Origin of the sequence: Pseudobacteroides sp. (genome assembly GCF_036567765.1) — a bacterium.
Lineage (GTDB): Bacteria > Bacillota > Clostridia > Acetivibrionales > DSM-2933 > Pseudobacteroides.
Map to the genome: position 1 here is coordinate 1 of NZ_DATCTU010000041.1, position 26,806 is coordinate 26,806.

General features: G+C 36.6%; 26 protein-coding genes and 1 pseudogene. 1 reads left to right on the forward strand and 26 read right to left on the reverse strand.

Annotated features, from left to right (window positions below; all coding sequences use genetic code 11):
- The 4 genes and pseudogenes from VIO64_RS07155 to VIO64_RS07170 all read right to left on the reverse strand — a co-directional run.
- On the reverse strand, positions 1–464 hold a 464-nt coding region (locus VIO64_RS07155), incomplete at its 3' end, for a DUF4372 domain-containing protein (protein WP_331916613.1).
- A gap of 133 nt (positions 465–597) precedes the next feature.
- Positions 598–1,275: pseudogene (locus VIO64_RS07160) on the reverse strand (IS256 family transposase); the annotation flags it as partial.
- A 213-nt stretch (positions 1,276–1,488) separates the two neighbouring features.
- Entirely contained in the window at positions 1,489–1,860 is a 372-nt protein-coding gene (locus tag VIO64_RS07165; protein WP_331916615.1) for a hypothetical protein, read from the reverse strand.
- 11 nt (positions 1,861–1,871) lie between these two features.
- Positions 1,872–4,694 carry a hypothetical protein gene (locus tag VIO64_RS07170; RefSeq protein WP_331916617.1) on the reverse strand — a complete coding sequence of 941 codons (2,823 nt, stop codon included), beginning with the start codon at positions 4,692–4,694 and terminating at the stop codon, positions 1,872–1,874.
- A gap of 505 nt (positions 4,695–5,199) precedes the next feature.
- Between VIO64_RS07170 and VIO64_RS07175 the strand changes: the two genes are divergently transcribed.
- Positions 5,200–5,568 (forward strand): hypothetical protein, encoded by a 369-nt coding sequence (locus VIO64_RS07175; RefSeq protein WP_331916619.1) that lies wholly within the window; start codon positions 5,200–5,202, stop codon positions 5,566–5,568.
- Positions 5,569–5,861: 293 nt separating this feature from the next.
- Here VIO64_RS07175 and VIO64_RS07180 read toward each other — a convergent pair whose 3' ends face one another.
- The 22 genes from VIO64_RS07180 to secY all read right to left on the reverse strand — a co-directional run bounded on the left by VIO64_RS07180 (position 5,862) and on the right by secY (position 26,805).
- A complete protein-coding gene (locus VIO64_RS07180) occupies positions 5,862–8,195 on the reverse strand; it encodes a vitamin B12-dependent ribonucleotide reductase (RefSeq protein WP_331916621.1) in 2,334 nt (777 codons plus the stop codon).
- 319 nt (positions 8,196–8,514) lie between these two features.
- Positions 8,515–9,759, reverse strand: a complete 1,245-nt coding sequence (locus VIO64_RS07185; RefSeq protein ID WP_331916623.1) for a cellulase family glycosylhydrolase — start codon at positions 9,757–9,759, stop codon at positions 8,515–8,517.
- Between the two features lie 303 nt (positions 9,760–10,062).
- Positions 10,063–11,001: a DUF5050 domain-containing protein gene (locus VIO64_RS07190; RefSeq protein ID WP_331916625.1), complete on the reverse strand. Its 939-nt coding sequence runs from the start codon at positions 10,999–11,001 to the stop codon at positions 10,063–10,065.
- Positions 11,002–11,928: 927 nt separating this feature from the next.
- Positions 11,929–12,321: a 30S ribosomal protein S9 gene (rpsI, locus tag VIO64_RS07195; protein WP_331916627.1), complete on the reverse strand. Its 393-nt coding sequence runs from the start codon at positions 12,319–12,321 to the stop codon at positions 11,929–11,931.
- 22 nt (positions 12,322–12,343) lie between these two features.
- Entirely contained in the window at positions 12,344–12,778 is a 435-nt protein-coding gene (gene rplM, locus VIO64_RS07200) for a 50S ribosomal protein L13 (RefSeq protein WP_331916629.1), read from the reverse strand.
- 433 nt (positions 12,779–13,211) lie between these two features.
- Positions 13,212–15,131 carry a biosynthetic arginine decarboxylase gene (speA, locus tag VIO64_RS07205; protein ID WP_331916631.1) on the reverse strand — a complete coding sequence of 640 codons (1,920 nt, stop codon included), beginning with the start codon at positions 15,129–15,131 and terminating at the stop codon, positions 13,212–13,214.
- 169 nt (positions 15,132–15,300) lie between these two features.
- The gene (gene truA, locus VIO64_RS07210; protein WP_331916633.1) at positions 15,301–16,035 is read right to left on the reverse strand and encodes a tRNA pseudouridine(38-40) synthase TruA; all 735 of its coding nucleotides are present in this window, start codon (positions 16,033–16,035) and stop codon (positions 15,301–15,303) included.
- 2 nt (positions 16,036–16,037) lie between these two features.
- Positions 16,038–16,985: an ROK family protein gene (locus tag VIO64_RS07215; RefSeq protein WP_331916635.1), complete on the reverse strand. Its 948-nt coding sequence runs from the start codon at positions 16,983–16,985 to the stop codon at positions 16,038–16,040.
- A 243-nt stretch (positions 16,986–17,228) separates the two neighbouring features.
- Positions 17,229–18,035 carry an energy-coupling factor transporter transmembrane component T gene (locus VIO64_RS07220; protein ID WP_331916637.1) on the reverse strand — a complete coding sequence of 269 codons (807 nt, stop codon included), beginning with the start codon at positions 18,033–18,035 and terminating at the stop codon, positions 17,229–17,231.
- A complete protein-coding gene (locus VIO64_RS07225) occupies positions 18,028–18,885 on the reverse strand; it encodes an energy-coupling factor transporter ATPase (protein ID WP_331916639.1) in 858 nt (285 codons plus the stop codon). The genes VIO64_RS07220 and VIO64_RS07225 overlap by 8 nt, the downstream gene beginning before the upstream one ends.
- A complete protein-coding gene (locus VIO64_RS07230) occupies positions 18,869–19,753 on the reverse strand; it encodes an energy-coupling factor transporter ATPase (RefSeq protein ID WP_331916641.1) in 885 nt (294 codons plus the stop codon). Before VIO64_RS07230 ends, VIO64_RS07225 begins: the two co-directional genes overlap by 17 nt.
- A gap of 220 nt (positions 19,754–19,973) precedes the next feature.
- A complete protein-coding gene (locus tag VIO64_RS07235) occupies positions 19,974–20,498 on the reverse strand; it encodes a bL17 family ribosomal protein (protein WP_331916643.1) in 525 nt (174 codons plus the stop codon).
- Positions 20,499–20,577: 79 nt separating this feature from the next.
- The gene (locus VIO64_RS07240; RefSeq protein ID WP_331916645.1) at positions 20,578–21,525 is read right to left on the reverse strand and encodes a DNA-directed RNA polymerase subunit alpha; all 948 of its coding nucleotides are present in this window, start codon (positions 21,523–21,525) and stop codon (positions 20,578–20,580) included.
- Between the two features lie 141 nt (positions 21,526–21,666).
- Positions 21,667–22,293 (reverse strand): 30S ribosomal protein S4, encoded by a 627-nt coding sequence (rpsD, locus tag VIO64_RS07245; protein ID WP_331916647.1) that lies wholly within the window; start codon positions 22,291–22,293, stop codon positions 21,667–21,669.
- Between the two features lie 79 nt (positions 22,294–22,372).
- Positions 22,373–22,777 carry a 30S ribosomal protein S11 gene (rpsK, locus tag VIO64_RS07250; protein WP_036945052.1) on the reverse strand — a complete coding sequence of 135 codons (405 nt, stop codon included), beginning with the start codon at positions 22,775–22,777 and terminating at the stop codon, positions 22,373–22,375.
- 27 nt (positions 22,778–22,804) lie between these two features.
- Positions 22,805–23,173 (reverse strand): 30S ribosomal protein S13, encoded by a 369-nt coding sequence (gene rpsM / locus VIO64_RS07255; protein ID WP_331916651.1) that lies wholly within the window; start codon positions 23,171–23,173, stop codon positions 22,805–22,807.
- A 158-nt stretch (positions 23,174–23,331) separates the two neighbouring features.
- A complete protein-coding gene (rpmJ, locus tag VIO64_RS07260) occupies positions 23,332–23,445 on the reverse strand; it encodes a 50S ribosomal protein L36 (protein WP_331916653.1) in 114 nt (37 codons plus the stop codon).
- Positions 23,446–23,464: 19 nt separating this feature from the next.
- Positions 23,465–23,683, reverse strand: coding sequence for a translation initiation factor IF-1 (gene infA / locus VIO64_RS07265; protein WP_036945054.1), 219 nt, complete (start codon positions 23,681–23,683; stop codon positions 23,465–23,467).
- Positions 23,684–23,726: 43 nt separating this feature from the next.
- Positions 23,727–23,990 (reverse strand): KOW domain-containing RNA-binding protein, encoded by a 264-nt coding sequence (locus VIO64_RS07270; RefSeq protein ID WP_331916656.1) that lies wholly within the window; start codon positions 23,988–23,990, stop codon positions 23,727–23,729.
- A gap of 58 nt (positions 23,991–24,048) precedes the next feature.
- Positions 24,049–24,819: a type I methionyl aminopeptidase gene (gene map / locus VIO64_RS07275; protein WP_331916658.1), complete on the reverse strand. Its 771-nt coding sequence runs from the start codon at positions 24,817–24,819 to the stop codon at positions 24,049–24,051.
- Between the two features lie 3 nt (positions 24,820–24,822).
- On the reverse strand, positions 24,823–25,467 hold the full coding sequence (locus tag VIO64_RS07280) for an adenylate kinase (protein ID WP_331916660.1): 645 nt from the start codon (positions 25,465–25,467) through the stop codon (positions 24,823–24,825).
- Positions 25,468–25,515: 48 nt separating this feature from the next.
- Positions 25,516–26,805 carry a preprotein translocase subunit SecY gene (gene secY, locus VIO64_RS07285; RefSeq protein WP_331916662.1) on the reverse strand — a complete coding sequence of 430 codons (1,290 nt, stop codon included), beginning with the start codon at positions 26,803–26,805 and terminating at the stop codon, positions 25,516–25,518.
- Position 26,806 lies beyond the last annotated feature (1 nt).

Here is a 26,806-nt window from a genome sequence, read left to right on the forward strand (position 1 = left end):
ATATCATAAATGGTGTGAACTTTAACTGCAGCTGTTTTATCTCTATAGTCAGCCCAAGGAAAAAGGGATAAGCAAAGCCTTATAATTGTTGAATCGATTACTTTAAGAATACCCCAGCTTCCTGGAATTATTCTTATAATATTATACTTTCTAACCTTGGCAAGTGTATCTCCAAATATCATTTTAAACACATTGGTATCTCTATTAATATTTACACGAGATATTTGTGAAGCACTAATGGTTCCTGTATGTTCTTGAAGTTTCTTATCAGCAGTTATTCCGTCTTGAATATCTCTAAGGCTTACTTTCTTTGTCAAGTGTGCATACATCATCGTATTAAGTTGCCGAAGAACAGTAAATTTCTTTGTTCCGTGTTCTGCATTGGTTTCCTCAACGGCTTTTTCCAAAATGTTCTTAGGTAAAAAGCCTGTTAAAGTTTCGAAAACTTTAGTACAATCAACCATATCGGTAGCTCCTTAGTTAATTATTGTGGTTGCTTGTCACGTCAACCCACTTGATATTAACAAAGGAGCTTTCACATTTTTACAGGTAAATATTACAGTTGATTTTTATTAAAGTTTTTTATGCAACACTAATGAGTTCATTTAAGACACTTAGCCAATATTTACTACTTTCATTTTGACCAATATTGATGCTTAATACTTCTTTCTTGCCTTCCTCACTAATGCCAAGAATAATATAAGCAGCTAGATTTTTAACCACATTGTTGTCTCTTACAGAGAAATGTACTGCATCTATAAATATGATTGGGTAAACGCTGGATAATGCTCTTTGCTGCCATTCTTCAATTTCTGGCAGGAGTTTGTTAGTGATATCGGATACCATGCCTTCACTTACTTCAAAACCGTAGATATCTTCGATTTGCTCAGATATTTGGCGTGTTGTTAATCCCTTAGCATACATCGCTATGATTTTTTGTTCAATTGTAGATATATCTTTCTGACGCTTCTTAACTATTTGCGGCTCAAAAGTACTTTCACGATCCTGGGGAACATTGATCTCCATTTGGCCGTATTTACTTCGCAATGATTTAGTTTTTTTGCCATTCCTGGAATTTGTGTTTTCTGTTCGCTCATAAGGCTCATATCCAAGGTGATGATCCTTTTCAGTCTCTAACATGTTTTGAATAGTGCCACCCAGTAAGTCTTTAAGTGCATCTTGGATATCTTCAGCAGACTGGATATCATATTCCTGAAGTAATGCTGCAATAATATTCTTTTTGCCTTCACTCATTGAACTCTTTCTCTTTGCCATAAAAAACAGCCTCCTATGATATTTTGATTTTATCATAAAAAGCTGCTTTTACAGAGTTTTTTTCACAGTCTCCTAAAGACACATAATAAATATAATTAATAATTCGGTAATATAAGACTGTAGTATTGAAGAAATGGTTAAAAGAAAGACGGTCATCATAAACAACCGCCTTTTAAATACCTTTACAGTACATATGCTATTCAGATTTACTACTTAATTAACAAATTCAACACTTAGCCTATCAACTTTGATTTGTATATATTTACCATGCAAATCAGCATAATCAAATAAATTTTCATCGTTTATAATTATACCCGCATCAAGAGTTCCATCTTGTTTTAACAGACCCTTTACATAGTATGACAAGCTATCATTAATGCGTTCAAACCCTTTCTCGTCAAATATTTCCTTTATCTCAACATCATCCAGAATAGCAAAACCTATAGACACTTGGTATTGTTTATTTTCTTCAATTTTATGCGGGAAATAACTAACAAAACCAGTTAATTCAATTCCGTTAACTTCAAGGACTATTTCTCCTTCAATTGTTGAATCTATCTTTTTTAAAGTCGCTGTATATATCAAAACTATTCCTCCTATGGTACAGGATTAATTATTTGAGAGTTGCTTCCATTTAGCATTTTCCAGAAATCTTTTCCACTTTCAACGTGGTATGTGGTAATATCTCCAACACTATTTGTACCTACAAACTCAAACTTGGATACCCCTTTACTTGTATTACCCATAAATTTCACATATCCAATTCTTGTTTCGCCATTGTATTTATATGTAACCTTTATTCCATTATTTATAACATTTTTTGCACCTTGAACATACTCATCAACATTTGAAAATGCCCCCTTAAACTCACCACCATGTTTTGCAAAATGTGCTTCTGCTTTTTCAATACTACCAAATTTGAATGGAATTTTATACGTTCCCTCATAACTACCCAGATTTTTGGGAGTTTTGGGAATTAAATTACCTATTAAACCAGTAATTAATGCTATTGTTACAGGTTTCATAATTAATTCATCATATTCGTTTTCAAGTTGCATTCTTACTCTACCATAATTATAACAAAATTCGTAAAACTTGTTTTCATCCTTCATTAACTCAGTTTCTAAATCTGTACCTTTAATCATAACCCCTACATACATAACATTATATGCCAAATCACCATCTTTTACCATCTCATTGACTACATATTCTTTTGTTATCCTTACAGCATCATCAGGGTCATACTGACTAAATACCTCATTATCAACAAACTCATCTTCACCCGTCCCCTTATATGAACAATCTATGCACTTTCCATCAGAGTTATATGTATGATCATTATCATGTTCAACTTTTTCATCTTGGCATATATCACAGACTCCTAATCTTCTCCTACATTCAGATTCCAAGCTAGTTAATTGCCAATTTCCAAGTATATAATTATGCTGTGACTTTGGTATATCCTGCACTATAGTGATTTTGCAGTTTACACACTCCCCTGTTTGTACTCCAGTTGTTATGCATGTAGCATTCTTAGTAATAGTCCATTTATTCACAGAATGTGGAATAGGTGCTCCGATAGAAAATTCACATATTGTACATCTTACCGGCTCTGTACATGTTGCGGGTACTATATCGTGGGAACCTGCTACACTCCTGTTTTCAGTAGCATTACACCTTGAACATGCTCTCTTTTCTGTTCCGTCAGTTTTACAATTTCCTGTCGTCACTGTTGACCACGACCCAAAACTATGTCCTAATGCAGTTCCTCCAGGACTAAATCCGCATATTGTACATCTTACCGGCTCTGTACATGTTGCAGGCACTATATCGTGGGAACCTGTTACGCTCCTGTTTTCAGTAGAATTACACCTTGAACATGCTCTCTTTTCTGTTCCGTCAGTTTTACAGTTTCCTGTTGTCACTGTCGTCCACGACCCAAAGCTATGTCCCAGTGCAGTTCCCCCAGGACTAAACCCACATATTGTACATTTTACCGGCTCTGTGCATGTTGCACCTACAATGTTGTGAGAACCTAGCACACTGCTGGTTTCAGAAGCACCACACTTTGAACATGTTCTCTTCTCTTTTCCATAAGTTGTGCAATTTCCTGTAGTCACTGTTGTCCACGACCCAAAGCTATGTCCCAATGCAGTTCCCCCAGGACTAAATCCACATATTGTACATCTTACCGGCTCTGTGCATGTTGCACTTACAATGTTGTGAGAACCTAATACACTGTTGGTTTCAGAAGTGCCACACCTTGAACATGTCCTCTTTTGCGTTCCATAAGTTTTACAGTCTCCTGTGGTCATTGTTGTCCACGACCCAAAGCTATGTCCCAATGCAGTTCCCCCAGGACTAAATCCACATATTGTACATCTTACCGGCTCTGTGCATGTTGCACTTACAATGTTGTGAGAACCTAATACACTGCTGGTTTCAGAAGTACCACACCTTGAGCATGTTCTCTTTTGCGTTCCATAAGTTTTACAGTTTCCTGTTGTCACCGTCGTCCACGACCCAAAACTATGTCCCAATGTACTCCCTCCAGGACTGTACCCGCATATCGTACACCTTACCGGCTCTGTACATGTTGCACCTACAATGTTGTGAGAACCTAATACACTGTTTGTCTCAGAAGTACTACACCTTGAGCATGTCCTCTTTTGCGTTCCATAAGTTTTACAGTTTCCTGCTGTTACTGTTGTCCATGATCCAAAGCTATGCCCTAACGCACTTCCTCCAGGACTATATCCACATATTGTACACCTTACAGGTTGTGTACATGTTGCACCTACTATATTGTGAGAACCTGTTACACTTCTGGTCTCAGAAGTACCACATTTTGAACAAGTTCTCTTTTCTGATCCATAAGTTTTACAGTTTCCTGTAGTCACTGTTGTCCACGATCCAAAGCTATGTCCTAATGCAGTCCCTCCAGGACTGTACCCGCATATTGTGCACCTTACAGGTTGTGTACATGTTGCACTTACTATATTGTGAGAGCCAGATACACTTCTGGTTTCAGAAGTACCACATCTTGAACAAGTTCTCTTCTGTGATCCATAAGTCTTACAGTTTCCTGTTGTTACCGTTGTCCAGGACCCAAAGCTATGTCCTAATGGACTTCCACCAGGACTAAATCCACATTTTGTACATCTTACCGGTTGTGTGCATGTTGCACCTACTATATTGTGAGAACAGGACAGACTATATGCTATATTGGGATAAAATAACCAATTCACAGCCCTTTCAATTAAATTCTCTTTTGCCGCATGATATACTTGTGTATGGGCTATATCATGATCCTGCTCGCATGTATTAGTTTCTTTTAAAAAAGCGTTAGGTTGAGGTACAATAAACGATGTAATAATTACTACTATTAATAGTATTGAAACAATTTTGTTTGCTTTCATTATTATAATCCCCCTTTTTTAATTCTAGTTTAATGTCCTAGCTAGGTTATCTTAAGTCACATCCTCCCTTAGATATAATTCTATATAAATCCAATTTGTTGCAGCTATATATTATTATTTAATACCATTGATTTCAACGGATTTTGTTGTCCAATTTCAATATGACATAATTGTGCACAATGGAAAAAATTGTGCACATAAAAATACAATTAGCATGTATTATCTAATAAACCTAACAGGAAGCCTTCTTTATGGCATTACTTATTCTAATAGAACCTGTGATGATAGGATCTACTGATTATATAGATTATATAGATTGTGATTTAACACCTCCAAAAGATTCCCAATATCTTGTAGCTAACAGTAAATAAATACCAAGAAGAAACAAAAATGATAATGACCGAAAGCTATATTATAAAGAGCTTGAGAAAGAAGGGTTAATATCAAATACATTCCAAATAATAATGAATTTCGAAAAGTATTAGCAAAAATAAACGATGAATTTATGCATGCAAATTTTGAACACTTTTTTCAAAGCAATTTCGAAGCAACCGAGATTAACGAAAAAAAACTATATATAAGTGTTCTTTACACTGATTTAAATTTTCTAATACATAAATCTTATTTATTCTCATTCATATATTTATTTAGAATTATGGTTATATCCATAGATAAAGCTTTTGCATCAAAGTATGAAAAAGATAGAATAACTGATATAGATATTGAAAGTGTTGAAAATATTTGGCTTCCAAAAGTAGATAAAATAGTAAAAGAACAACCAGCACTAACTGATATACTTAAAGATTTTGGTCTATGGAAACTTTACTTGAATTTATATAGTAGACACTGTATTAAATTAGAACATCTTGCTTAAGTCATAATTGATTTTTATTGAATATAGTAGCAATAGTCGTAGTTGTAGAGGTTGCGAGCGACTCACAACTACCCTTTTACTGCCCTTGTTAGATTTTAGATTGTGACCATAAAAAATACCAAAAAGCTGATGTAATCAATCACACCAGCTTTTTCCATATATCTAGGTTGTTTATTAATTTTAGAATTCGGTATAGCATACAACAATATTATTTTTGGGTCATTATTAGCATACAATTTTATTATCTGGTGTACAACTTTGTTATCGATGCATATTTTCAGTATCAGAAGGTATCATCCGCATTTTGAAAATCCGCAATTCCTGCACACCATGCATCCGCCCTCATGCTCTACAGCGAGTCCGCATTCAGGGCAAGCAGCACTTCTTTTCCCCGCACCTTCCCGTGTACTGCCTGAATCAGCACCTGTACAGGAATGACAAACCGATTCAACCTTAGCCATTGGCCTCGGGATTATATCTTCAGTCGGCACCGCAAGCTCGTTATCGCTTACATCTTTGCCATTCTGTATTTTTGCTACCTTTTCTATTAGCCTGCCTATTGCATCTGGGCATGAAAGAACCTTTATGCCATTTTGCTTTATTGTGGATGGACACCTGATACCCTTTAACTGCTCAACGATAGACTTTGCATCTATACCGGAACGCAGTGCAATGGATACAAGTCTTGCAGTTGCTTCAGACTGTGAAGGACAGCCCCCGGCACGCCCTGTGTTTGTAAACACTTCACATATGCCATGTTCGTCATAGTTAACAGTTATATAAAGGTTTCCACATCCTATTCTTACCTTTTCAGTAAAACCTGTAGCTATTTCAGGTCTTGGTCTTGGTGCAATATGGGATATACTCACCGCTATACCGCTGTCAGAATTATCTTCAGCATCATTCTTACCTTTATTTACGCTCCCTATATTAAGAACTTGTGCATCCCTGCTTCCGTCCCTGTATAAAGTAACGCCCTTGCAGCCCGTCCTGTAGGCCATCTCAAAAACTTCCTTAACATCATCCTTGGTAGCGTCATGCTTTAAATTAACAGTCTTTGAAACAGCATTATCAGTATACTTTTGGAATACTGCCTGCATCTTTACATGCCATTCCGGCAATATATCATGGGAAGTAACAAACACATTCTGCACTGTTTTAGGTATTTCAGGAAAACCTTTTATAGAACCTTTTTTGGCAATTCTTCTCATTAGATTTTCAGAATAGAAGCCATCTATCATGGCAATCTGTTTAAATAGAGGGTTAACCTCCAAAAGTTCATCATTGTCCATTACATTTCTGATGTATGATATTGCAAATAGCGGCTCTATACCGCTTGAAACGCCGGCAATAATACTCAAAGTTCCGGTAGGTGCTATTGTTGTTGTGGTAGCATTTCTAAGTCTCATTCCCTTTTCATTATATATACTTTTATCGAAATAAGGGAAAACACCTTTCTTTTCTGCCAGCTCCATTGATGCCTTTTTTGATTCATCCTGTATGAAGGACATTACCCTTTCAGCCAAGGTACAAGCTTTTTGTGAGTTGTACGGAATATTGAGCTTGCAAAGAAGATCAGCCCACCCCATAACCCCAAGTCCTATTTTCCTTGTGCCCCTTGTCATTTCATCTATTTCAGGCAGCGGATACTTATTTACATCAATAACATTATCCAAAAAATGCACTGCTTTCCTTACAGTTTTTCCAAGCTTTTCAAAATCCACTTCCGCTTTGGCTCCAGAATTTTTAATCATGTGACTTAGATTAATGGATCCCAGATTGCAGGCTTCGTATGGAAGAAGCGGCTGTTCTCCGCATGGGTTGGTGCTTTCAATATTACCTAGCTGGGGAGTCACATTATCCTTATTTAATCGATCGATAAACACAATTCCAGGCTCGCCGTTTGTCCACGACATGTCTACCATAAGATCAAAAACTGCTCTTGCATTTTGTCTTCCAACGGGCAAATTGCTGTGCGGATCAATCAGATCATAGTCTCTGCCTTCCTCAACAGCCTTCATAAATTCTTCAGTAATAGCAACGCTTATATTAAAATTGGTTATATCTGCATTATCCCTTTTTGACGTTATGAAGTCCAAAATATCAGGATGGTCAACTCTTAATATGCCCATGTTGGCCCCTCTTCTGGTTCCTCCCTGTTTAACGGCCTCGGTTGCCGCATTAAACACCTTCATGAAACTCACCGGCCCACTGGCAACCCCACCAGTCGTATTAACCGAAGCACCCTTTGGCCTGAGCCTTGAAAAACTAAAACCAGTGCCGCCTCCGCTTTTATGTATGAGTGCAGCATTTTTTATACTTTCAAAAATGCCTTCCATTGTATCTTCAATAGGTAAAACAAAACAAGCACTTAACTGCCCAAGAGGTCTTCCCGCATTCATCAATGTTGGTGAATTCGGTAGAAACTCAAGATTTGCCATCAGTTCATAAAATTCCTGTTCAATACTCTGCAGTTCATCCGGCGAAGCATAGGGCACATCAGCCTGAGCTACAGCCTTTGCTACACGTCTGAACATTGCATCAGGGTTTTCCATTACCTTGCCATTCTCATCTCTAATGAGATAACGCTTTTCAAGAACTTTGATGGCATTGTCAGTTAAATTCATAGTATTACCTCCTATTTAATCACAATATTTTGTATAGGGTTTTATCCCTAGCACACTATATTGTATCACTTATAATATTCAAGTCAATATAATTTGACCAAATTTTGTTTACAAAATTTCTTGTTTTTCTGTTTACATTTTTATATTTTTGGGTACGGTGCATACACCATAATTTCTCATAGCACATACAAAAACTGGAACCATCTAAAAAGACAGTTCCAGCTCATGAGTGCTAATTCCCATTATATTATATTACAGATCATTTTATATAAACCGTAAAAGATCTTACGTTTTTTATATGGAATTTATTATTTAATAATCAATAAGTCATACCGAACTTCAAACCAATCATAATAGCATCAGACATGTTTATAGCATTGTCTTTATTCAAATCACATTTTGCATTATATCCACTTTCTCCAATGACTTTTCCAAAGCTTTGAGCCAACATGATAACATCAGACATATTAACTGTCCTGTCCTGATTGACATCTTCAACCCACCCTGATGCTGTGTTTGTTGGGCTTGCTTTAGTTGGTGTCGGAGATGCTTTTGTAGGTGTAGGTGTTGGGGATGAAACAGCGGTGAACACTGAACAAATCTTTGATGTATTCTTCATACCATTTGTACCGTTTATAATTGTATTACCCCAGTCATTAAGGCTTGTGCCTGCCCAGTCCTTACACATATCAAGGTATTCAACTCCTCCGCCGTTACCCTTCCAGGACCATGCCAGCCAACCTACATTTTTCTGCTGGCAGTAGCTCATGATTGTAGCTTCATCTACATCTCCATCTGAGTGGTTCCATCCAAATTCTCCGATAATCAGGCAGAGGTTCTGGTTGATTACTCCGTCAATATTGGTTCTAATAGTATTGGCATCCTTACCTGCTGTTCCGTACATGTGTATTGCAAACATAGTGTTTTTAAGTGGGTCCGAATCAAACACGCCTTTACCGCCGTCTTTTATCGACTGTCCATATTGTCCCCAGCCGCCGGCATCACATAATATTGTATGCTTAAGTCCCGCATTTCTTATGATGGGTATTGCAGCTTTATAGCCTGTTGCCCAGTTTGCACTGTTCCAGTCTCCCATCCACTCGTTGGCAATATTGATTATTACCGTATTTTCTTTACCTATCAATGCATCCTTTATTTTTGCAAAATAGTTTGCCGCAGCAAGTAGTGCGGATTGTTCATTTTTACCTGTTGCATCATGCACTTCCAATACTGCTATCAATTTGTTCTGCTCGCATAATGTTATCAGGTTCTTTACGGATTCGGCAGAATCTTCTGTCCATTGTACTCCATTGGAAAGAACTATTCTTACTGTATTGGCCCCAGCTTTAGCTATTGCCGGAATAGCGACAGCCGAATCATTCTTATACCATGTATGGGAATGATTTACTCCCCTCATGATAAACTCATTGCCGTTTGCATCTAAAAGCTTTGTACCTGATACCGAAAAACCTTTTACGGGACTCGCTGCATTAGATGTAAATACATACATAGTACTCACCAACATTACTACTATACAAATCAGTGAAATAAGCTTTTTCCTCATAATTTTGCCCCCTATTTTTTTAATCTCTCTGGAATAGAAATACAAATGTATTCTTATTAAGTTAACGTTAAACCAATAGACAAAAAAAGTAACCTTACAAAAAACCCAATATTAAATTAATTTCTTCGCACCTCCATCTGAATGATTCTTTTAAGATTCATTAGTAATAAGACAAAATGATTTTTACCCCCCTCCATAGAAATTTATTTACGTATATCAAGATAAAATTCCCTAATTATAGTTTACTATAATTTCATAGCAACTACATAGTATTTTTTTAAGATTTTTTAAAGTCATAAAGATCTAATCAACAATCTCTCTTCCTGACCCATCTTGTTTTATTCTATAAAATTTTGAACCCTCAGAATCATTACTATAATATACCCAATTATCAATGATGTTTATTAATTCTGCTCTATCATCACATATCTTAGTATTGTTAGTGCCATTAATACTAACTTTATATAACTTACTCCCATCAGAATCATTACAATAATAAATCCAATTATCAGAAACATTCAGAAAATGGCATCCCTCATTTGAATTTAATTCTTGGAAATCTGACCCATCTTTCTTCATTTTGCAAATTTTATAGTTATTCGTTGGATCACTAAAATAAAGCCACTCTCCAACTACATTTAAATAATCACATCTAATTTCACTATCATAATCATACTTATTAGAGCCATCAATACTAATTTTATGAAGTTTATAACCCTCTGCAATATAGAAAATGGAATTATCTATTACGTTTAAATATGCACTTTCTTGATTATTTAATTTTAGCCTCTTTTTATTATCTATTTTAATTTTATATAATTTTCCACCATCCATCTTATTAGAGTAATATATCCAATCATTAGTTACATTCAAATATTCTCCTTTTTCAGTATAGCATTCTTTAACTGTTCCATCATTTTTGACTTTATATATAGTCCCATCCTCCAAAGAAGTATATATTACCCAATCATCTTTCACATTAATATTGGCACACATTTCATCACTTAGCTTAAACTTATTATCATTAATATCCTTTTTATAAAGCTTTCCCTTATCAATAAAGTTGAAATAGTATAACCATCCATTTTTTAATGCAACTGATCCAGAATTCGCAATATTACCAGAAGTGTTACCTATAGAATTTCCATCTTGTGTTCCGTTTAGTTTTTTTTGATTCATTTTATTTTTACAGCCTATCAAAAATATAATAATTAAAACACAAATTACTAACACTTTACCCATTATCTCAGTCCTCGCTTTTATTATTCTGTCTGCTAAGCTTCAAATAGTAAGTATTTAAACAGGTATCCATACAAAACTTTGACTAATTCAATTCTAACATTTGAACTATTGTGATTCAATAATTAGCCCAAAATCTTGCTAGAGTCCAACAATTAAAAGTTCCTCTAGAGGAAAGGCCTTTTAAAGCACTCAACTCTTCCCCCCTCTTTTCTAAAATTCTTTCAGAGTTGGAAAAAGTCGCCACCTACGGCTGTGGGCGTATGACAATCCTTTTTCAAGGTGGGGTGCGATAACACCAACCTTTCTACTATTTCAATTACAAATGAATAAGGCACCAAAAGAAATAAAAATTGCCTCAACAATTCTAATTGTATTAGGAATTTTATTAGGTCTTACCTTAGTCCCTCTTACTTTAGTTAGTGAACCGCAAATACTTTCATCGATCTATACAATATTACCAAGTTTAATATTTATATGTTTTCTCATTGTTACGGGTATTGGAATTCTTCTTTCAAAACGCTGAGCATAGTAGATTGCTCAAATAACCCTCTCGATTCTTTCCCAAAAAACATTCGTAAAGTTTTCATTATATCTGTTGTAATTGTGTTGCTAATAATAGTAAGGAACCTTATATTTAATACTTAATTAATTAAAATTCAACTAATCATAGGATAGTCCCAACCTATTAGCCCACATGATGCCTAGTAGTGTTAATTCATCAGTGTCTCTGTTGTGCATACGATCATGACAAGACGAACATAAACTTAACAAATTTTTCACCCATAAGGATATAGAGCTGCTTAAAAAAGCCATTGATTTGATATAAATTTGTTAGTTGTATCAGAAAAATAATGCATTCTAATATATTTTTATACAAGCAAAAATCCCCAAATGCAAGCATTTGAGGATTTGATGACAATATAAATATTATCTCTTTGAAAACTGTGGAGCTCTTCTTGCTTTCTTGAGACCGTATTTCTTTCTTTCCTTCATTCTTGGGTCTCTTGTTAGGAAGCCAGCTTTCTTAAGCACCAGTCTTAATTCTTCATCAGCCTTTAAAAGTGCTCTTGAAATACCATGCCTGATAGCTCCTGCCTGACCTGTAAAACCACCGCCTATAACCTTGCAAAGTACATCGAACTTACCTACTGTATCTGTAAGCACCAAAGGCTGTTTTACTATAACCTTAAGTGTTTCCAATCCAAAATAATCATCGATACTTCTATCGTTTATAGTTACATTTCCATCTCCTGGTACAAGTCTAACTCTTGCAACAGCTTTCTTTCTTCTACCAGTTCCATAATATTGAACCTTTGCCATAAGTACTAACTCCTCCCTTCAATTAAATATCCAATTCGATAGCTTCAGGTTTTTGTGCCTGATGCTCATGTTGTGTTCCCTTGTAAACCTTTAACTTCCTATACATTGCTCTTCCAAGGCTATTCTTTGGCAGCATGCCTTTAATAGCAAGCTCAACAGCCCTTTCAGGTTTTGTAGCCATGAAGTGCTTGTACTTTATTTCCTTCATACCGCCTGGGTATCCGGAATAATGTCTGTACATCTTCTGCTCAAGCTTCTTACCTGTGAGAACAACCTTCTCCGCATTCAATACGATAACATGGTCACCAGTATCAACATGTGGAGTATAAGTAGGCTTATGCTTTCCTCTTAATAATTTTGCAACTTCGCTAGCAAGCCTTCCGAGAGGTTTCCCGTCGGCATCAACTATCAACCATTTTCTTTCAACTTCCTGGGATTTAGCCATAAAAGTTTTCATTAATTTTCTTACCTCCTTGACAACGAATTACTCTTCTAATTTATAGTTATTTGAATTTTACGATTGCTAAAGTAATACTTTAACTATAAAATTCCTTAATAACGACTAAAACAAAAATTTTGCTTTAAATATTTTAGCCATTCCTTAGTTCAATTCATAACACAATGAACCAATTTTTAGACACTTTAATATTTTAATATTAATATATTAATGTGTCAAGCTAAATTTTTAATTTATCTCACTTATTCTCTATTTATTTCATCTATTGTATCAATATCTCTCTTATAATCGGTCACCATTTCATTTTTTATTCAAAATTTTGGTGAATACTGCATCATAATTGAAAAAACACTTTAAACAATAAAGTGTTTTTTCTTTATATCAAACCCTATTAAAATCAAGCTTTCAGGACCTATTCACTACAAATACCGTTTTACCTTTCGTAATAGGTATATCCTCTTAAGCCGTTGTCATAAGCCTTCATTATTTCTCTTCTGTCGCTTGCACTGATAAGTCCGTCCCTGATAGCTTCCTCTGCCTTTTCTCTAAAGCTTACAAGCATGTCTTTGGGATCAAACTCTACATAAGAAAGGACATCTGCAACACTGTCGCCGTGGATCTCGTTTACAAAGTCGAAATTGCCGTCCGGATAGATACGGACGCTCACAACATTTGTATCACCAAAGAGGTTATGGAGATCGCCTAATGTTTCCTGATATGCACCAACAAGGAATACTCCCAGATAATAGTCATCACCGTTTTTCATTTCATGAAGAGGCAATGTGGTCCTTACGTCATGCAGATCAATAAAACGATCAATCTTACCGTCACAGTCACAGGTAATGTCTGCTATAACAGCATTCCTTTTAGGTAATTCCAGCAGTCTGTGTACCGGCATTATAGGGAACAACTGATCTATAGCCCAACTGTCCGGTATTGACTGAAATACCGAGAAGTTGCAGTAATAAATATCGGCGATAGCACTTTCAATATCTTCCAGATCAGGAGGCGGATTTTTAAGTTTTGCCTTCTCCTTAGCTATCTGGCTTATGGTATTCCAGAATATCTTTTCCGACAGTGAGCGGTCACGAAGGGTTATACGCCCGTGCTTAAACATGTCGCGGATTTCATCCCTGTAGTAAAGGACATCGTTGTAGCACTCCTGTATGTTTTTAAGGTTTATATTGTTTTTAGCATCATATAGATTTTTAATCTGATCTGAGGTATTATCATCAAGCTTGTCCGGTAATTCATATTCCTGAAACTTTTCAACGTCAAGTACATTAAACAGAAGCACCGAATAATATGCTACTACTGCACGACCTGACTCAGTCACTATTACAGGGTGCTGAATTCCGCTAGGGTCGAGTATGGACATAACCGCTTCAACTATATCGGTACAGTACTCTTCAACGTTATAATTACGGCTGTTGGTATAGTTTGTGTTTGAACCGTCATAGTCAACAGCAAGGCCTCCGCCCAAGTCCAGGTATCCCATAGGAGCCCCTTCCTTTACCAGTTCGGCATATACTCTTGTAGCTTCCAGCACAGCGGACCTTATATCTCTTATATTGGGTATCTGTGATCCCAAATGATAATGCATAAGCTTCAAGGAATCAAGCATTTTCTTTTCCTTTAAAGCATCTACAATCGTTATTACCTGTGAAACATTGAGCCCAAATATACTGCGGTCTCCCCCAGACTCAGTCCAATGTCCGCCGGCTTTTGCAGAAAGTTTTATTCTTATGCCGATATTGGGCTGTATACCTAATGCCTGTGACCTTTCCAACACAATGTCAAGCTCACCCGGTATCTCAATAACAAAAAAGCACTTGTAACCCATTTTTACTGCATACAGACCCAAATCTATAAACTCTTCATCCTTATACCCATTACATATAAGACATGCTTCCTTGTCCTTCATAAGTGAAAGTGCAGCTACCAACTCAGCTTTACTTCCAACCTCCAAGCCATGGTGATATCTCTGTCCAAACTTTGTAACTTCCTCAATTACCTGCTGCTGCTGATTAACCTTAATAGGATAAACACCTCTGTATTCACCCTTGTAATTTAACTTCTTTATTGCCTCATTAAACGAGTTATTCAAGAAGGATATCTGAGAATCCAACAAATTTTCAAAACGCAATAAAACAGGCATGTCAAGCCCACGCTCTTTGACGCCTGATATAATATCCATAAGGCTTATGGCAGAATAATCGCTATCCTTATAAGGGTTTACAAGCACCTCACCCTTGTCCGATATTGAAAAGTAGCCGGCCCCCCAGTTTTTAATACCGTATAACTCCTCGGACTTTTCTTTTGTCCATCTTCCTAATAATTCAGTTCTATTCATGGTATCATTCCTTCCATACAAGCAATTAATTGCTTTCACATATATAAAAATCAATTAATTAAAACACCCGTCTGTCGGCAAACGGGAAGTAATATTTTAAGTCCAAAGCCAACAATAACATACAGTATTTCAACTGTCAACATGGTGAAAAGATAATATTATACCAAATTTAATAATATACTTCCACAAGATACAATCCATGGGCAGGAGCTGTTCTTCCGGCCCTGGTCCTGTCCTTGCTTTCCAGAATATCACCCATATCATCCGGGCTTATTCTCCCCATACCAACATCAACAAGAGTACCTGCAATAATCCTGACCATGTTGTAGAGGAATCCATCTCCCGATACTGTAAGTTCGATAATGTTTTCCGCTTTCTGAAGCTCAACTCCCGTTACCGTCCTTACCGAATCCTTAGCACTGCTTCCGCTGGCCTTAAAGGCAGAAAAGTCCTTTTTACCCGGTATATATTGAGCAGCTTTTTTCATGTCTTCCAGGTTCAAGGACACGGGAACATGAAAAGCCCTATTCCGCATTAGTGCGGATGGGGCCCTGTCATTGTATATAAGGTACTTATATTTTTTACCCTTTGCACTAAACCTGGAATGGAAATTACTAGAAACTTCCCCAGAGTGCACTATGGATATATCTGATGGAAGAAGACAGTTTACAGCAAGAAAAAACTTCTCTGCTGGGATTTTGGATTCTGTAAAAAAGTTAGCAGTCTGGCCATATGCATGAACTCCAGTATCAGTCCTGCTTGCACCGATTAACTTGATATTCTCTCCTGTCAGCTTTCTAAAAGCATCCTCCACTACCCTTTGAACGGATATGGCATTCTCCTGAGATTGCCAACCATGATATTCTGTTCCATCATATTCTATTATAACTTTAATATTTCTCATTTCTATTTTCCAAGCATTGCAGCTCCAACTATACCTGCATCATTTCCCATCTCTGCTACTCTTATCTGAGGCTTTGGAACCGAACCTCTGCAGTATATGTCTGCATATACCCTTTCTCTAAGAGGCTTTAAGAGGTATTCTCCCTCTTTACATACGCCTCCGCCTATTACTATAACTTCCGGCATGAATGAATTAATTGTGTTGGATAGGCCTTCAGCTATGTACTTGATGTATTGGTCAACAACCTTTTGTCCTACGGCATCTCCCATTTTTGCAGCATCAAAGGCTGTCTTAGCATCTATTTTATCTAAATTGCCATTTATTATCTCATTAATTTTTGAGTCAGGATTAGCTACAGCAGCATCCCTTGTCTGTCTGATGAGTGCTGTCGCTGAAGCATATGATTCCCAGCATCCCTTCCTCCCGCAGGTACATTGAACACCATCGGATACTATTACCATGTGTCCAATCTCAGAACCTGCATAATTAAAGCCGCTGTAAATCTTCTTATTGATTACTATACCTCCCCCAATTCCTGTACCCAGGGTTATAGCAATACAATCATCAACATCCTTTGCAGCTCCTGCAACGCTTTCTGCCAATGCAGCACAGTTTGCATCATTTTCCAGATATATAGGAAGGTCTATATATTTTTGCATCTCATCTCTGATTGGAGTATTATTAAAATTTAAATTACAGTTGTAAACAAGTATGCCCTTCTTACTGTCAGGCGTACCTGGCGATCCTATACCGATGCTTTTTACATCTTTTAATTCCAGTCCTTTATCCTTAATCACTTTTAATGCCAGCTGTGCCATATCTTTAATAATTTTCTGATATGGTCTTTCCCTTTTCGTAGGAACACTGTCCTTGTGAATCAGTACCCCATTTTCATCTACAATACCGGCTGCAATGTTTGTGCCGCCCAAATCAATACCTACATAATACATATTATCCTCCTGTAAATAGCCTTTACCAATTTTCCTTTATTTCTATGTTAGAACAAAATCGCTTGCGATTTTGCAACATTGATTGTTGTCGTGAGAAACTGTGGTGTAGAATACACCATAATTTCCTAGACATCAAAAATTAATCTTTATAATACAAATGCAACATATAGAATAATATTCGTCTATAGATTAAAGAATACTATATCTTTAACCGCGAATCAACTATTTATATTAATCTAATTATCATGATTTTACTGCCAAATAAACAGCTATAGCACATAGAATAAACACTATAAAAATTACTGATACTTTAATATCCGCATCTGTAAACCTTAATTGCTTCAATCTTGTCCTGCCTTCTCCACCCCTGTAGCACCTTGATTCCATTGCCATCGCCAGTTCTTCTGCCCTTCTGAATGCTCCTGCTAAAAGCGGAATAAGCAAGGGAATATAGTTTTTTGACCTTTTTATGATGCCGCCCTGATCAAACTCGGCCCCCCTAGATGCTTGGGCCTTCATCAGCTTGTCGGTTTCTTCAACCAGTATGGGTATAAACCTTAAAGATAGAGACATCATCATTGCTACCTCATGAACAGGGACCCTAAATCTTTTCAATCCTCCCAAAAGTCTTTCGATGGCATCTGTAACTGTAATGGGTGTAGTAGTAAATGTAATCATTGACGAGTTTATTATAATGAGAGAAAGCCTTAGTGTCATTTTCACAGTAGCACTTATTCCTTCATATGTAATGCTGAAAAAGCCAAAGTCCAGGGCAGTGCTGCCTTTTGTTGTAACCAGGTTGATGGTCCCCGTTATTAACATAATATAAATTATTGGCTTTATACTTTTTATTGCATATCTTATATGTACTTTGGTCCCTGCCAGTATAAATGCTGTAAACACTGTGGCGATTGCAAACTGATAATATGATTGAATAACCACCAAGTAAACCATTAACAGCATGGTCAATATTATTTTTGTTCTTGGGTCTGACCGGTGTAATAGAGTATTTCCTTCAATATAATGACCTAATGTCATGTTTTTAATCATGGTATTGCCCTCTTCTAAGATAACTCAAAATAATGTCCTTTGCTTCATTAACTGTAAATGCTTCAGCACTAAGAGCGGGAATCCTCTCTCTTAGAAGTCTCATAAAATAAGTAATTTGAGGAATGGACAATCCGATTTTGTTAAGCATTTCATCGTTTTGAAAAACCTCACTTAAAGTACCATCCATTTGGATCCTTCCTTTATTTAAAACAATAATCCTTCCTACACACCTTGCCAAATCTTCCATACTGTGTGAGACTAGAATCAATGTTGCATTATTTTCTTTTTTATATTTTATTATCGCGTCATAAACTTCATCTCTTCCCTTTGGGTCAAGACCTGCAGCTGGTTCGTCAAGAACCAGTATCTTTGGACTCATAGCCAGGACGCCAGCTATAGCCACCTTCCTTTTTTCTCCTCCAGAAAGATTGAAGGGGGACTTTTCCAGTAAATTTTTATTAAGCCCGATTATCTTTATTGTATTTAAAACTTTCTCTTCAATATATTTTTCTTCATATCCCTGCTTAATAAGGCCATATCCGATATCCTTAAAGACAGTCTCCTCAAAAAGCTGATGCTCAGGGTATTGAAACACCAGTCCTACCTGTTTCCTTATTTCCTTTATGTTTTTCTGACTTACCTCAATTCCGCTAATATTAATACTTCCTGAAGAAGCCATGAGTATTCCGTTTAAATGCTGAACAAGGGTAGATTTGCCCGAGCCCGTGTGCCCAATTATTCCTATGGCCTCACCATCATCTATGGTTATGTTAATATCTTTTAAAGCATCTTTTTCGTAGGGACTCCCAGTCATATATGTAAACTTCAGATTTTTAATTGTTATTGCCATCTAATCTACCACACTTATTTATAATTTCTTCAATCAATTTATGAGCTGCCTCTTCCGTGCTACCCATATCTAAAGGAAGGTTATACCCATTTTTGTTAAGCTCATAAAAAAGCTCTGTAACCTGGGGTACATCCAACCCTATACCTTTTATTAAATCAACTTGTGAGAATATTTCACTTGGTTTACCGTCCATTATGACAGCTCCCCTGTCTACCACAATCACCCTGTCAAACAAGCACGCTTCTTCCATGTGATGGCTTATATGAATAATTGTAATATTATGATCTTTATTAAGCTCCTTTACAATTTCCATCACTTCTCTTCGGCCTTCAGGATCAAGCATTGAGGTAGCTTCATCCATTACAATGCATTTAGGCTTCATTGCTAAAATACCGGCTATGGCAACCCTCTGCTTTTGCCCTCCAGACAAAAAGCCGATTTGCTGGTTTACATATTCAGACAATTTTACAGCACTTAAAGCCGCATCAACCCTTTCCCTTATCTCACCAGGGGGAATACCAAGGTTTTCAGGACCAAAAGCAACATCTTCTTCTACGGTTGTCGCAACTATTTGGTTTTCAGGATTCTGAAAGACCATACCTACACTGCTTCTTATCTCCCATACCATATTATTATCTCTTGTATTTATATTAGCGATATGAACATTCCCTTCAGTGGGCTTTAGCAATGCATTAAAAAGCTTTGCCAGGGTTGACTTGCCTGAACCGTTTCTTCCTATTATTGCAATAAATTCACCCTGCTCAATCTTTAAATCTACGCCCTTAAGTGCTTCTTCCTTATTACTGCCTTTCCCCATATTGTTGTAGAAATAATGAACGTTCTTTAGCTCTATATTTTTTTTATCCATTTCAACTCACTCTATCGTGTTAAAATTATTTAAATAATCAACCACTCTATCAAAATAATAGGTTATATTATAGTTACTCTTTAACATAAAGCACTTTAGACCTGTTTTCCATGGTTTAAAGTGCTTTTAAATAGACTAATTTATTATCGGTTATATACAAAACAAAGGGATTAAGTAATTCTTTAATCGCCTAATCCCGTTACTGTTTTATATTATTTTATTAAACCAACTCCAAAATAACAACCTCAGCAGCATCTCCGCGTCTTACGCCGAGCTTGTATATTCTAGTGTAACCGCCTTTTGTTTCCTTGTACTTAGGAGCGATTTCGTCAAATATCTTGTTTGCAAGGTTTATGCCGTTGCCATCCTTGTCTTTTACCTTGTAAACCCAGTTCATAATCATCTTTCTTGCATGTAACCTTGAAGGATTATCAACTGCTTTTCTTTCACTCTTCTCTTCTCTTTCAACTTTCCTGTAAGTCTTGTTGTTACGTGATGTAGCAGCATTTAAGATCTTTTTGCCTGCAGGATCCAATTTTGCAGTAGTAACTTTAACATTCTTTGGCTCGAAGTTATCAGCCTCTTTTATAGCAATTGTTATCAATTTTTCCGCGATATTTTTAACTTCCTTTGCCCTTGCCAGTGTGGTTTCGATCTTACCATACTCGAACAGTGAAGTCACAAGACCCTTTAAAACTGCTTTTCTTTGGTCTGTAGCGCGTCCGAGTTTCCTTTGTAATGGCATTTAATTTACCTCCCTTACCTCTAATTCAACAGGTCTTGTAAATTTATACAAGATGCTTCATTATATTTTTATTTACGAATTATTCTTCGCTTGGTGCCAATGACAATCCAAGTGCACTTAGTTTCTGCAGAACTTCTTCAAGGGATTTTCTACCAAGGTTTCTTACCTTCATCATATCCTCTTCAGTCCTGTTTGTCAGATCTTCTACAGTGTTGATTCCGGCACGCTTTAAACAGTTGTATGATCTAACTGAGAGGTCAAGTTCTTCGATAGTCATCTCAAGAACCTTTTCCTTCTTAGTCTCTTCTTTTTCGACCATTATTTCCGTATGCTTAGCCTGATCAGACAAATCAATGAACAGATTTAAATGCTCACTAAGTATTTTCGCACCAAGGCTTATAGCCTCATCCGGTTTAATACTTCCATTTGTCCATACTTCAAATGTTAACTTGTCATAATCAGTTACCTGGCCAACACGGGTATTTTCAACTGTGTAATTTACCTTCCTTACGGGAGTGTAAATTGAGTCAACAGGTATAATACCTATAGGCTGCCCAGGCTGTTTGTTCTTTTCAGCCGGTACGTATCCTCTGCCTTTGTTCAGGGTCAACTCAATGTAAAGTTTGTGGTCTCCATTGATTGTAGCTATATGAAGATCAGGGTTTAATATTTCAACATCCGCATCTGCAGTAATATCTGCAGCTGTAACCGGACCCTCCCCTTCTGCTTCTATATAAACTATTTTTTGACCTTCGCTGTGCATTTTTAAAGATAATCCCTTTATGTTTAGAATAATCTCAGTGACATCTTCAACAACTCCTGGAACTGTAGAAAACTCATGCAGCACACCATCTATTTTAATGGATGTAACCGCTACACCCGGTAATGAGGATAATAATATCCTCCTTAATGAATTACCCAATGTTGTACCATACCCTCTTTCAAGGGGTTCTACTACAAACTTTCCGTAAGCATTGTCTTCACTTATCGTTATGCACTCAATCTTTGGCTTTTCTATTTCGATCAACCTAAAACCCTCCTTTTTGTCTTCAATTTGTTTATGAGGGCAACTGATTCTTTATCTCTTAATAGTCTAATTTTAAATCCATAGGTCCCCGACTTATCATTTCAGTTGCTATAACTAACGATTTTTTAAGTTTATAAACTATTATTTAGAATACAACTCAACAATCAAGTGTTCTGCAATCGGTAAATCTATGTCTTCTCTCGCTGGAATTGCAGCTACCTTACCAACCATGTTTTCACGGTCAAACTCAAGCCACTTAGGTATTGTAGTTCTTCCTACGATTTCACTAATAGCCTTGAATTTTTCAGAGCTTCTGCTCTTTTCTTTTAAAGCAACAACGTCTCCTATTTTGAGAAGATATGAAGGAATATTTACTTTCTTTCCGTTAACAGTGAAATGACCATGAGTAACAAGCTGTCTTGCTTCTGGTCTTGAAGTAGCCAATCCTAGTCTGTAAACTGTGTTGTCGAGTCTGCTTTCTAATATTTGGAGAAGGTTTTCACCGGTAATACCTTTTTTCTTTGAAGCAAGTTCAAAATATTTTCTGAACTGTCCTTCAAGTATTCCGTAATATCTTCTTGCCTTCTGCTTTTCACGAAGCTGTACTCCGTACTCGGAGAGCTTCTTCTTCTGCTGCCCATGCTGTCCGGGAGCATAAACCCTTCTCTTTACTGAACATTTATCTGTATAGCATCTTTCACCTTTAAGTAAAAGTCTTTCGCCTTCTCTTCGGCAAAGCCTACAAGATGCACCAGTGTATCTTGCCATTTAAATTTACACCTCCAATATAATAATCGAGACAGGCAACATCTATAATCATAACATTTATGCTGCCAAGTATTTTCTATTAAACTCTTCTTCTTTTTGGTGGTCTGCAACCGTTGTGAGGAATCGGAGTAACGTCCTTTATTAAACTAACTTCAAGGCCAGCAGCCTGCAAAGCTCTAATAGCTGCTTCTCTTCCCGCACCAGGTCCCTTTACATAAACTTCTACAGACTTTAAACCATGTTCCATAGCTGCTTTTGAAGCAGTTTCAGCTGCCATTTGAGCGGCATATGGTGTGCTTTTTCTGGATCCTCTAAAACCCAGCCCACCCGCACTAGCCCATGACAAAGCATTTCCAGTAGCGTCAGTGAGTGTAACTATTGTATTGTTGAATGTTGATCTTATATGTGCCTGACCGCGTTCAACATGTTTACGTTCTCTTCTTTTTCTGGTCGTTCTTTTTGCACCAGCGGTTTTAACTGCCATTTTATTCTTCAACCTCCTTATTCAATATTACTTCTTCTTGTTAGCTATTGACTTCTTAGGTCCTTTTCTTGTTCTTGCATTATTCTTCGTGTTCTGTCCTCTTACAGGAAGTCCCATTCTATGTCTGCGTCCTCTATAACATCCAATTTCAATAAGTCTCTTGATGTTTAAAGCTATCTCTCTCCTTAAATCACCTTCAACCTTGTATTCCTTGTCTATTATTTCTCTTAATTTGCTTATCTCGTCGTCAGTCAAGTCTCTGACTCTTGTGTCTGGATTTATCCCAGTTGTTGTTAAAATTTCATTTGATTTTGGTCTGCCTATACCAAATATATAAGTCAGCCCAATTTCTATTCTTTTTTCTCTGGGTAAATCAACTCCGGCAATACGAGCCATCTTTTTACACCTCCGTTAAATTCAATCAAGTTCAATAATTTAGCTACTATGATAACTCTCCTAGTATAGTGTAATTTCAGGACATGATGAAATCATGCAGCCGCTCCCTCATACTTTTATATTAAGAAAGTTTTACACAATTTATAATGATCCAAAAATTAGCCTTGTTTCTGCTTATGTTTTGGATTTTCGCAGATAACCATAACTCTGCCTTTTCTTTTAATTATTTTGCATTTTTCGCAAATTTGTTTTACAGACGGTTTAACTTTCATCTTTTTGCTCCTCCTTAAATTACTTAGCTCTCCAAGTTATTCTACCCCTTGTCAAATCATAGGGTGAAAGCTCTATAACTACTCTATCACCAGGAAGAATTCTTATAAAATTCATTCTTAATTTTCCAGATATATGGGCAAGTACCTTGTGTCCATTATCCAATTCCACCTGAAACATCGCATTTGGTAATGCTTCTATTATCTTACCTTCAACTTCTATTACATCTTCCTTAGACAATATGAAAACCTCCTTATCAAATCACTTTCCATTATCATTCCTATTATTGTCGAGGATCTTCTAAAGCCCTTCTGACTTCAGAATTGGTAACCTGCATTTTATTCAAAAGTTTTTCGCTAAGCGGCTTTACAACTTCCTCCGTAATTAAAAGGTGCTTTGCTTTTTTTCTTTTGGGTTTTTCTATTTTTCTAAGGTCGCCGTCGGAGATATATACATATGATTCGTCCGGAATACTTATAATAATAAATTTTCTACCGGCATCTCTCCCAGCTTTTGAATAAACCACCTGACCTATCGTATAAACCAAAATTTCACCTCTTTTTAATGCTGTTGTAATTTAATATTATCTTGCTTCTGTGCACTTATTAGGGTGTTTCGGTTATTACCATCGGCTCTTCATCGGTAACAATTATCGTATTCTCATAATGAGCCGATAAACTGTTATCCAAAGTAACTACGGTCCATTTATTTTCAAGCAATTTTACGTTATAATCTCCTGCATTCACCATAGGTTCTATAGCTAGTGCCATACCAGGCACAATCCTCGGATTTGCACCTTTGAATCTGTAATTGGGTATTTGAGGTTCCTCATGCATTTCAGTGCCGATTCCATGCCCCACATAATCCCTTACCACAGAATATCCGTTACTTTCAACATAATCTTGTATAGCAGCTGATATATCTCGTATCCTCTTGCCTACTACGGCGTTTTTAATACCCTCATAGAAGCTTTGTTTAGTAACATCTATCAAATGTTGTACTTCCGTAGTAACAGTACCTACCGGAAAAGTTCTCGCTGCATCAGAGTGAAATCCATTAAAATAGACCCCAATGTCAACACTTATAATATCGCCATCTTTTAAAACTCTTAAACCGGGAATGCCATGTACAACTTCTTCATTTACTGAAGCACATATGCTTCCCGGGTAATCAACTGCTCCTCTAAAGGGTGCTTTATATCCTAAAAATGAAGGTATTGCACCACATTTTCTGATATAATTTTCTGCAATCTTATCAAGTTCTAAAGTTGTTACACCTGGCTTGACTGCTTCTTTTATCCTTATGAGGGCGTTGACCAATATATCGCTTGACTTTTTCATTAGTTCTATTTCAGTTTTAGATTTTTGCATGCTCATATGTCAAACACCTAATACCTTTATAACAGCTTTTGATGTTTCTTCAATTTCTTCTCTTCCAATTACAGTAAGTAACTTACCTCTTTTAGAATAGAAGCCTATCAGTGGTTCTGTTTGCTCATGGTATGTCTTAAGTCTGCTAATTACAGTTTCTTCCTTATCGTCATCCCTCTGTATAACAGATGCATTACAATTATCACATATGCCGTCCTTCTTAGTAGGATTGAAAACAGTATGGAATGTTGCCCCGCAATTTGTGCAGACTCTTCTACCAGACATCCTTTTAATTATTTCCTCATCAGCAACAGATACATTTACTACATGATCTATATCTGTGCCCATTTCATTGAGGGCTTTTTCCAGATACTCCGCCTGAGGAATGGTTCTTGGAAATCCATCCAGAATAAAACCATTTTTACAGTCATCCTGCATAAGCCTGTCTTTTACAATGCTTATGGTGAGTTCATCAGGTACAAGCATACCTTTATCAATGTATTCTTTTGCTTTTTTCCCTAGTTCAGTAGAATTTTTAATATTGTTTCTAAATATATCGCCTGTAGAAATATGAGGTATACTTAACTTTTGTGACAATTTAGTTGCCTGTGTACCCTTACCTGCTCCAGGAGCCCCTAGTAAAATTAATTTCATAGTTTTATTCCTCCATCTAAAAAAACATCACGGGATACCACTATTATATTATTCAAGGAATCCTTTATAGTGCCTCATAAGCATCTGTGACTCCATCTGCTTAATTGTATCTAAAGCAACACCAACCAAAATCAGGACTGATGTACTTCCGAACCAAACATTTGATAAACCTGATACGTTTTGTAAAACTATAGGTAAAACAGTTACCACTGCAAGGAATAACGCACCAAACCATGTTACTCTGTTTAATACTCTTGAAATATAATCGGAAGTTGGCTTTCCAGGTCTAATTCCTGGTATAAAGCCACCATTCTTTTTCATATTGTTAGCTAACTCAACAGGATTGAAAACAATCATGGTATAGAAGAATGTAAAGAACATTATTAGTACCGAGTATACAACAGCATACCAGATACTGCCTTGCGAGTTTTTAAAGAAGTTAACAAACCAATTGTTTGCATTTGCAAAGAAAAAGCTTATTATTTGTGATGGGAACATCATAATAGACATTGCAAATATTATGGGAATAACACCTGCCATATTTACTTTTATCGGAATATGTGTGCTCTGTCCACCATAAACTTTTCTTCCAACTACTCTTTTTGCATATTGAACCGGTATTCTTCTCTCAGCTTGTGAAACCCAAACAACCGCAGCTATCATCGCTAAGAACATAGCGACAATTGCAATTATTTTTATAATAGCAAAAAGTACATTTCCCTCTGTCATCCCAGCTTTTATTATGTTTACAAGTGCTGCTAAAGCAGATGGACCATTTGATACTATACCAGCAAAAATTATTAAAGAAATTCCGTTTCCTATACCGTGCTCTGTAATCTGCTCACCAAGCCACATTAGGAAAGCAGTACCCGCTGTAAAAGTCAATGTTATAGTAATAAAGCTTAATACACCTGAATCAACAACCGCACTTCTTATACCAAAATACAGACCTACAGCCTGTATAAATCCTAATAAGACGGTTCCGTATCTGGTGTATTGTGCTATAATTTTTCTTCCTTCTTCGCCTTCCTTAGCTAGCTGTTCAAGCTTTGGAATTGCGACCGTTAATAACTGCATTATGATAGACGAGTTAATATATGGTGTAATACTCATTGCAAATATCGTTGCGAGCTTAAAAGCTCCGCCTGATACTATATCAAAAAACCCGAAAAGCTGTCCGCCTTGTTCAACCAACTTTTGGAACTCAGCTGGATTCAAACCCGGAACAGGTATATGGGAACCGATTCTATAAACAAGCAAAAGACATACTGTAAAAATAAGCTTTCTTTTTAAATCGGGAATCTTCCAGGCATTTCTCAATATTTCCAACATGCCCATA

Coding starts and splice junctions, on each gene's coding strand:
- VIO64_RS07170 (WP_331916617.1), bottom strand. CDS start 4,694: ATGAAAGCAAACAAAATTGTTTCAATACTATTAATAGTAGTAATTATT.
- VIO64_RS07175 (WP_331916619.1), top strand. CDS start 5,200: ATGCATGCAAATTTTGAACACTTTTTTCAAAGCAATTTCGAAGCAACC.
- VIO64_RS07180 (WP_331916621.1), bottom strand. CDS start 8,195: ATGAATTTAACTGACAATGCCATCAAAGTTCTTGAAAAGCGTTATCTC.
- VIO64_RS07185 (WP_331916623.1), bottom strand. CDS start 9,759: ATGAGGAAAAAGCTTATTTCACTGATTTGTATAGTAGTAATGTTGGTG.
- VIO64_RS07190 (WP_331916625.1), bottom strand. CDS start 11,001: ATGGGTAAAGTGTTAGTAATTTGTGTTTTAATTATTATATTTTTGATA.
- rpsI (WP_331916627.1), bottom strand. CDS start 12,321: ATGGCAAAGGTTCAATATTATGGAACTGGTAGAAGAAAGAAAGCTGTT.
- rplM (WP_331916629.1), bottom strand. CDS start 12,778: ATGAAAACTTTTATGGCTAAATCCCAGGAAGTTGAAAGAAAATGGTTG.
- speA (WP_331916631.1), bottom strand. CDS start 15,131: ATGAATAGAACTGAATTATTAGGAAGATGGACAAAAGAAAAGTCCGAG.
- truA (WP_331916633.1), bottom strand. CDS start 16,035: ATGAGAAATATTAAAGTTATAATAGAATATGATGGAACAGAATATCAT.
- VIO64_RS07215 (WP_331916635.1), bottom strand. CDS start 16,985: ATGTATTATGTAGGTATTGATTTGGGCGGCACAAACATTGCAGCCGGT.
- VIO64_RS07220 (WP_331916637.1), bottom strand. CDS start 18,035: ATGATTAAAAACATGACATTAGGTCATTATATTGAAGGAAATACTCTA.
- VIO64_RS07225 (WP_331916639.1), bottom strand. CDS start 18,885: ATGGCAATAACAATTAAAAATCTGAAGTTTACATATATGACTGGGAGT.
- VIO64_RS07230 (WP_331916641.1), bottom strand. CDS start 19,753: ATGGATAAAAAAAATATAGAGCTAAAGAACGTTCATTATTTCTACAAC.
- VIO64_RS07235 (WP_331916643.1), bottom strand. CDS start 20,498: ATGCCATTACAAAGGAAACTCGGACGCGCTACAGACCAAAGAAAAGCA.
- rpsD (WP_331916647.1), bottom strand. CDS start 22,293: ATGGCAAGATACACTGGTGCATCTTGTAGGCTTTGCCGAAGAGAAGGC.
- rpsK (WP_036945052.1), bottom strand. CDS start 22,777: ATGGCAGTTAAAACCGCTGGTGCAAAAAGAACGACCAGAAAAAGAAGA.
- rpsM (WP_331916651.1), bottom strand. CDS start 23,173: ATGGCTCGTATTGCCGGAGTTGATTTACCCAGAGAAAAAAGAATAGAA.
- rpmJ (WP_331916653.1), bottom strand. CDS start 23,445: ATGAAAGTTAAACCGTCTGTAAAACAAATTTGCGAAAAATGCAAAATA.
- map (WP_331916658.1), bottom strand. CDS start 24,819: ATGAGCATGCAAAAATCTAAAACTGAAATAGAACTAATGAAAAAGTCA.
- VIO64_RS07280 (WP_331916660.1), bottom strand. CDS start 25,467: ATGAAATTAATTTTACTAGGGGCTCCTGGAGCAGGTAAGGGTACACAG.
- secY (WP_331916662.1), bottom strand. CDS start 26,805: ATGGGCATGTTGGAAATATTGAGAAATGCCTGGAAGATTCCCGATTTA.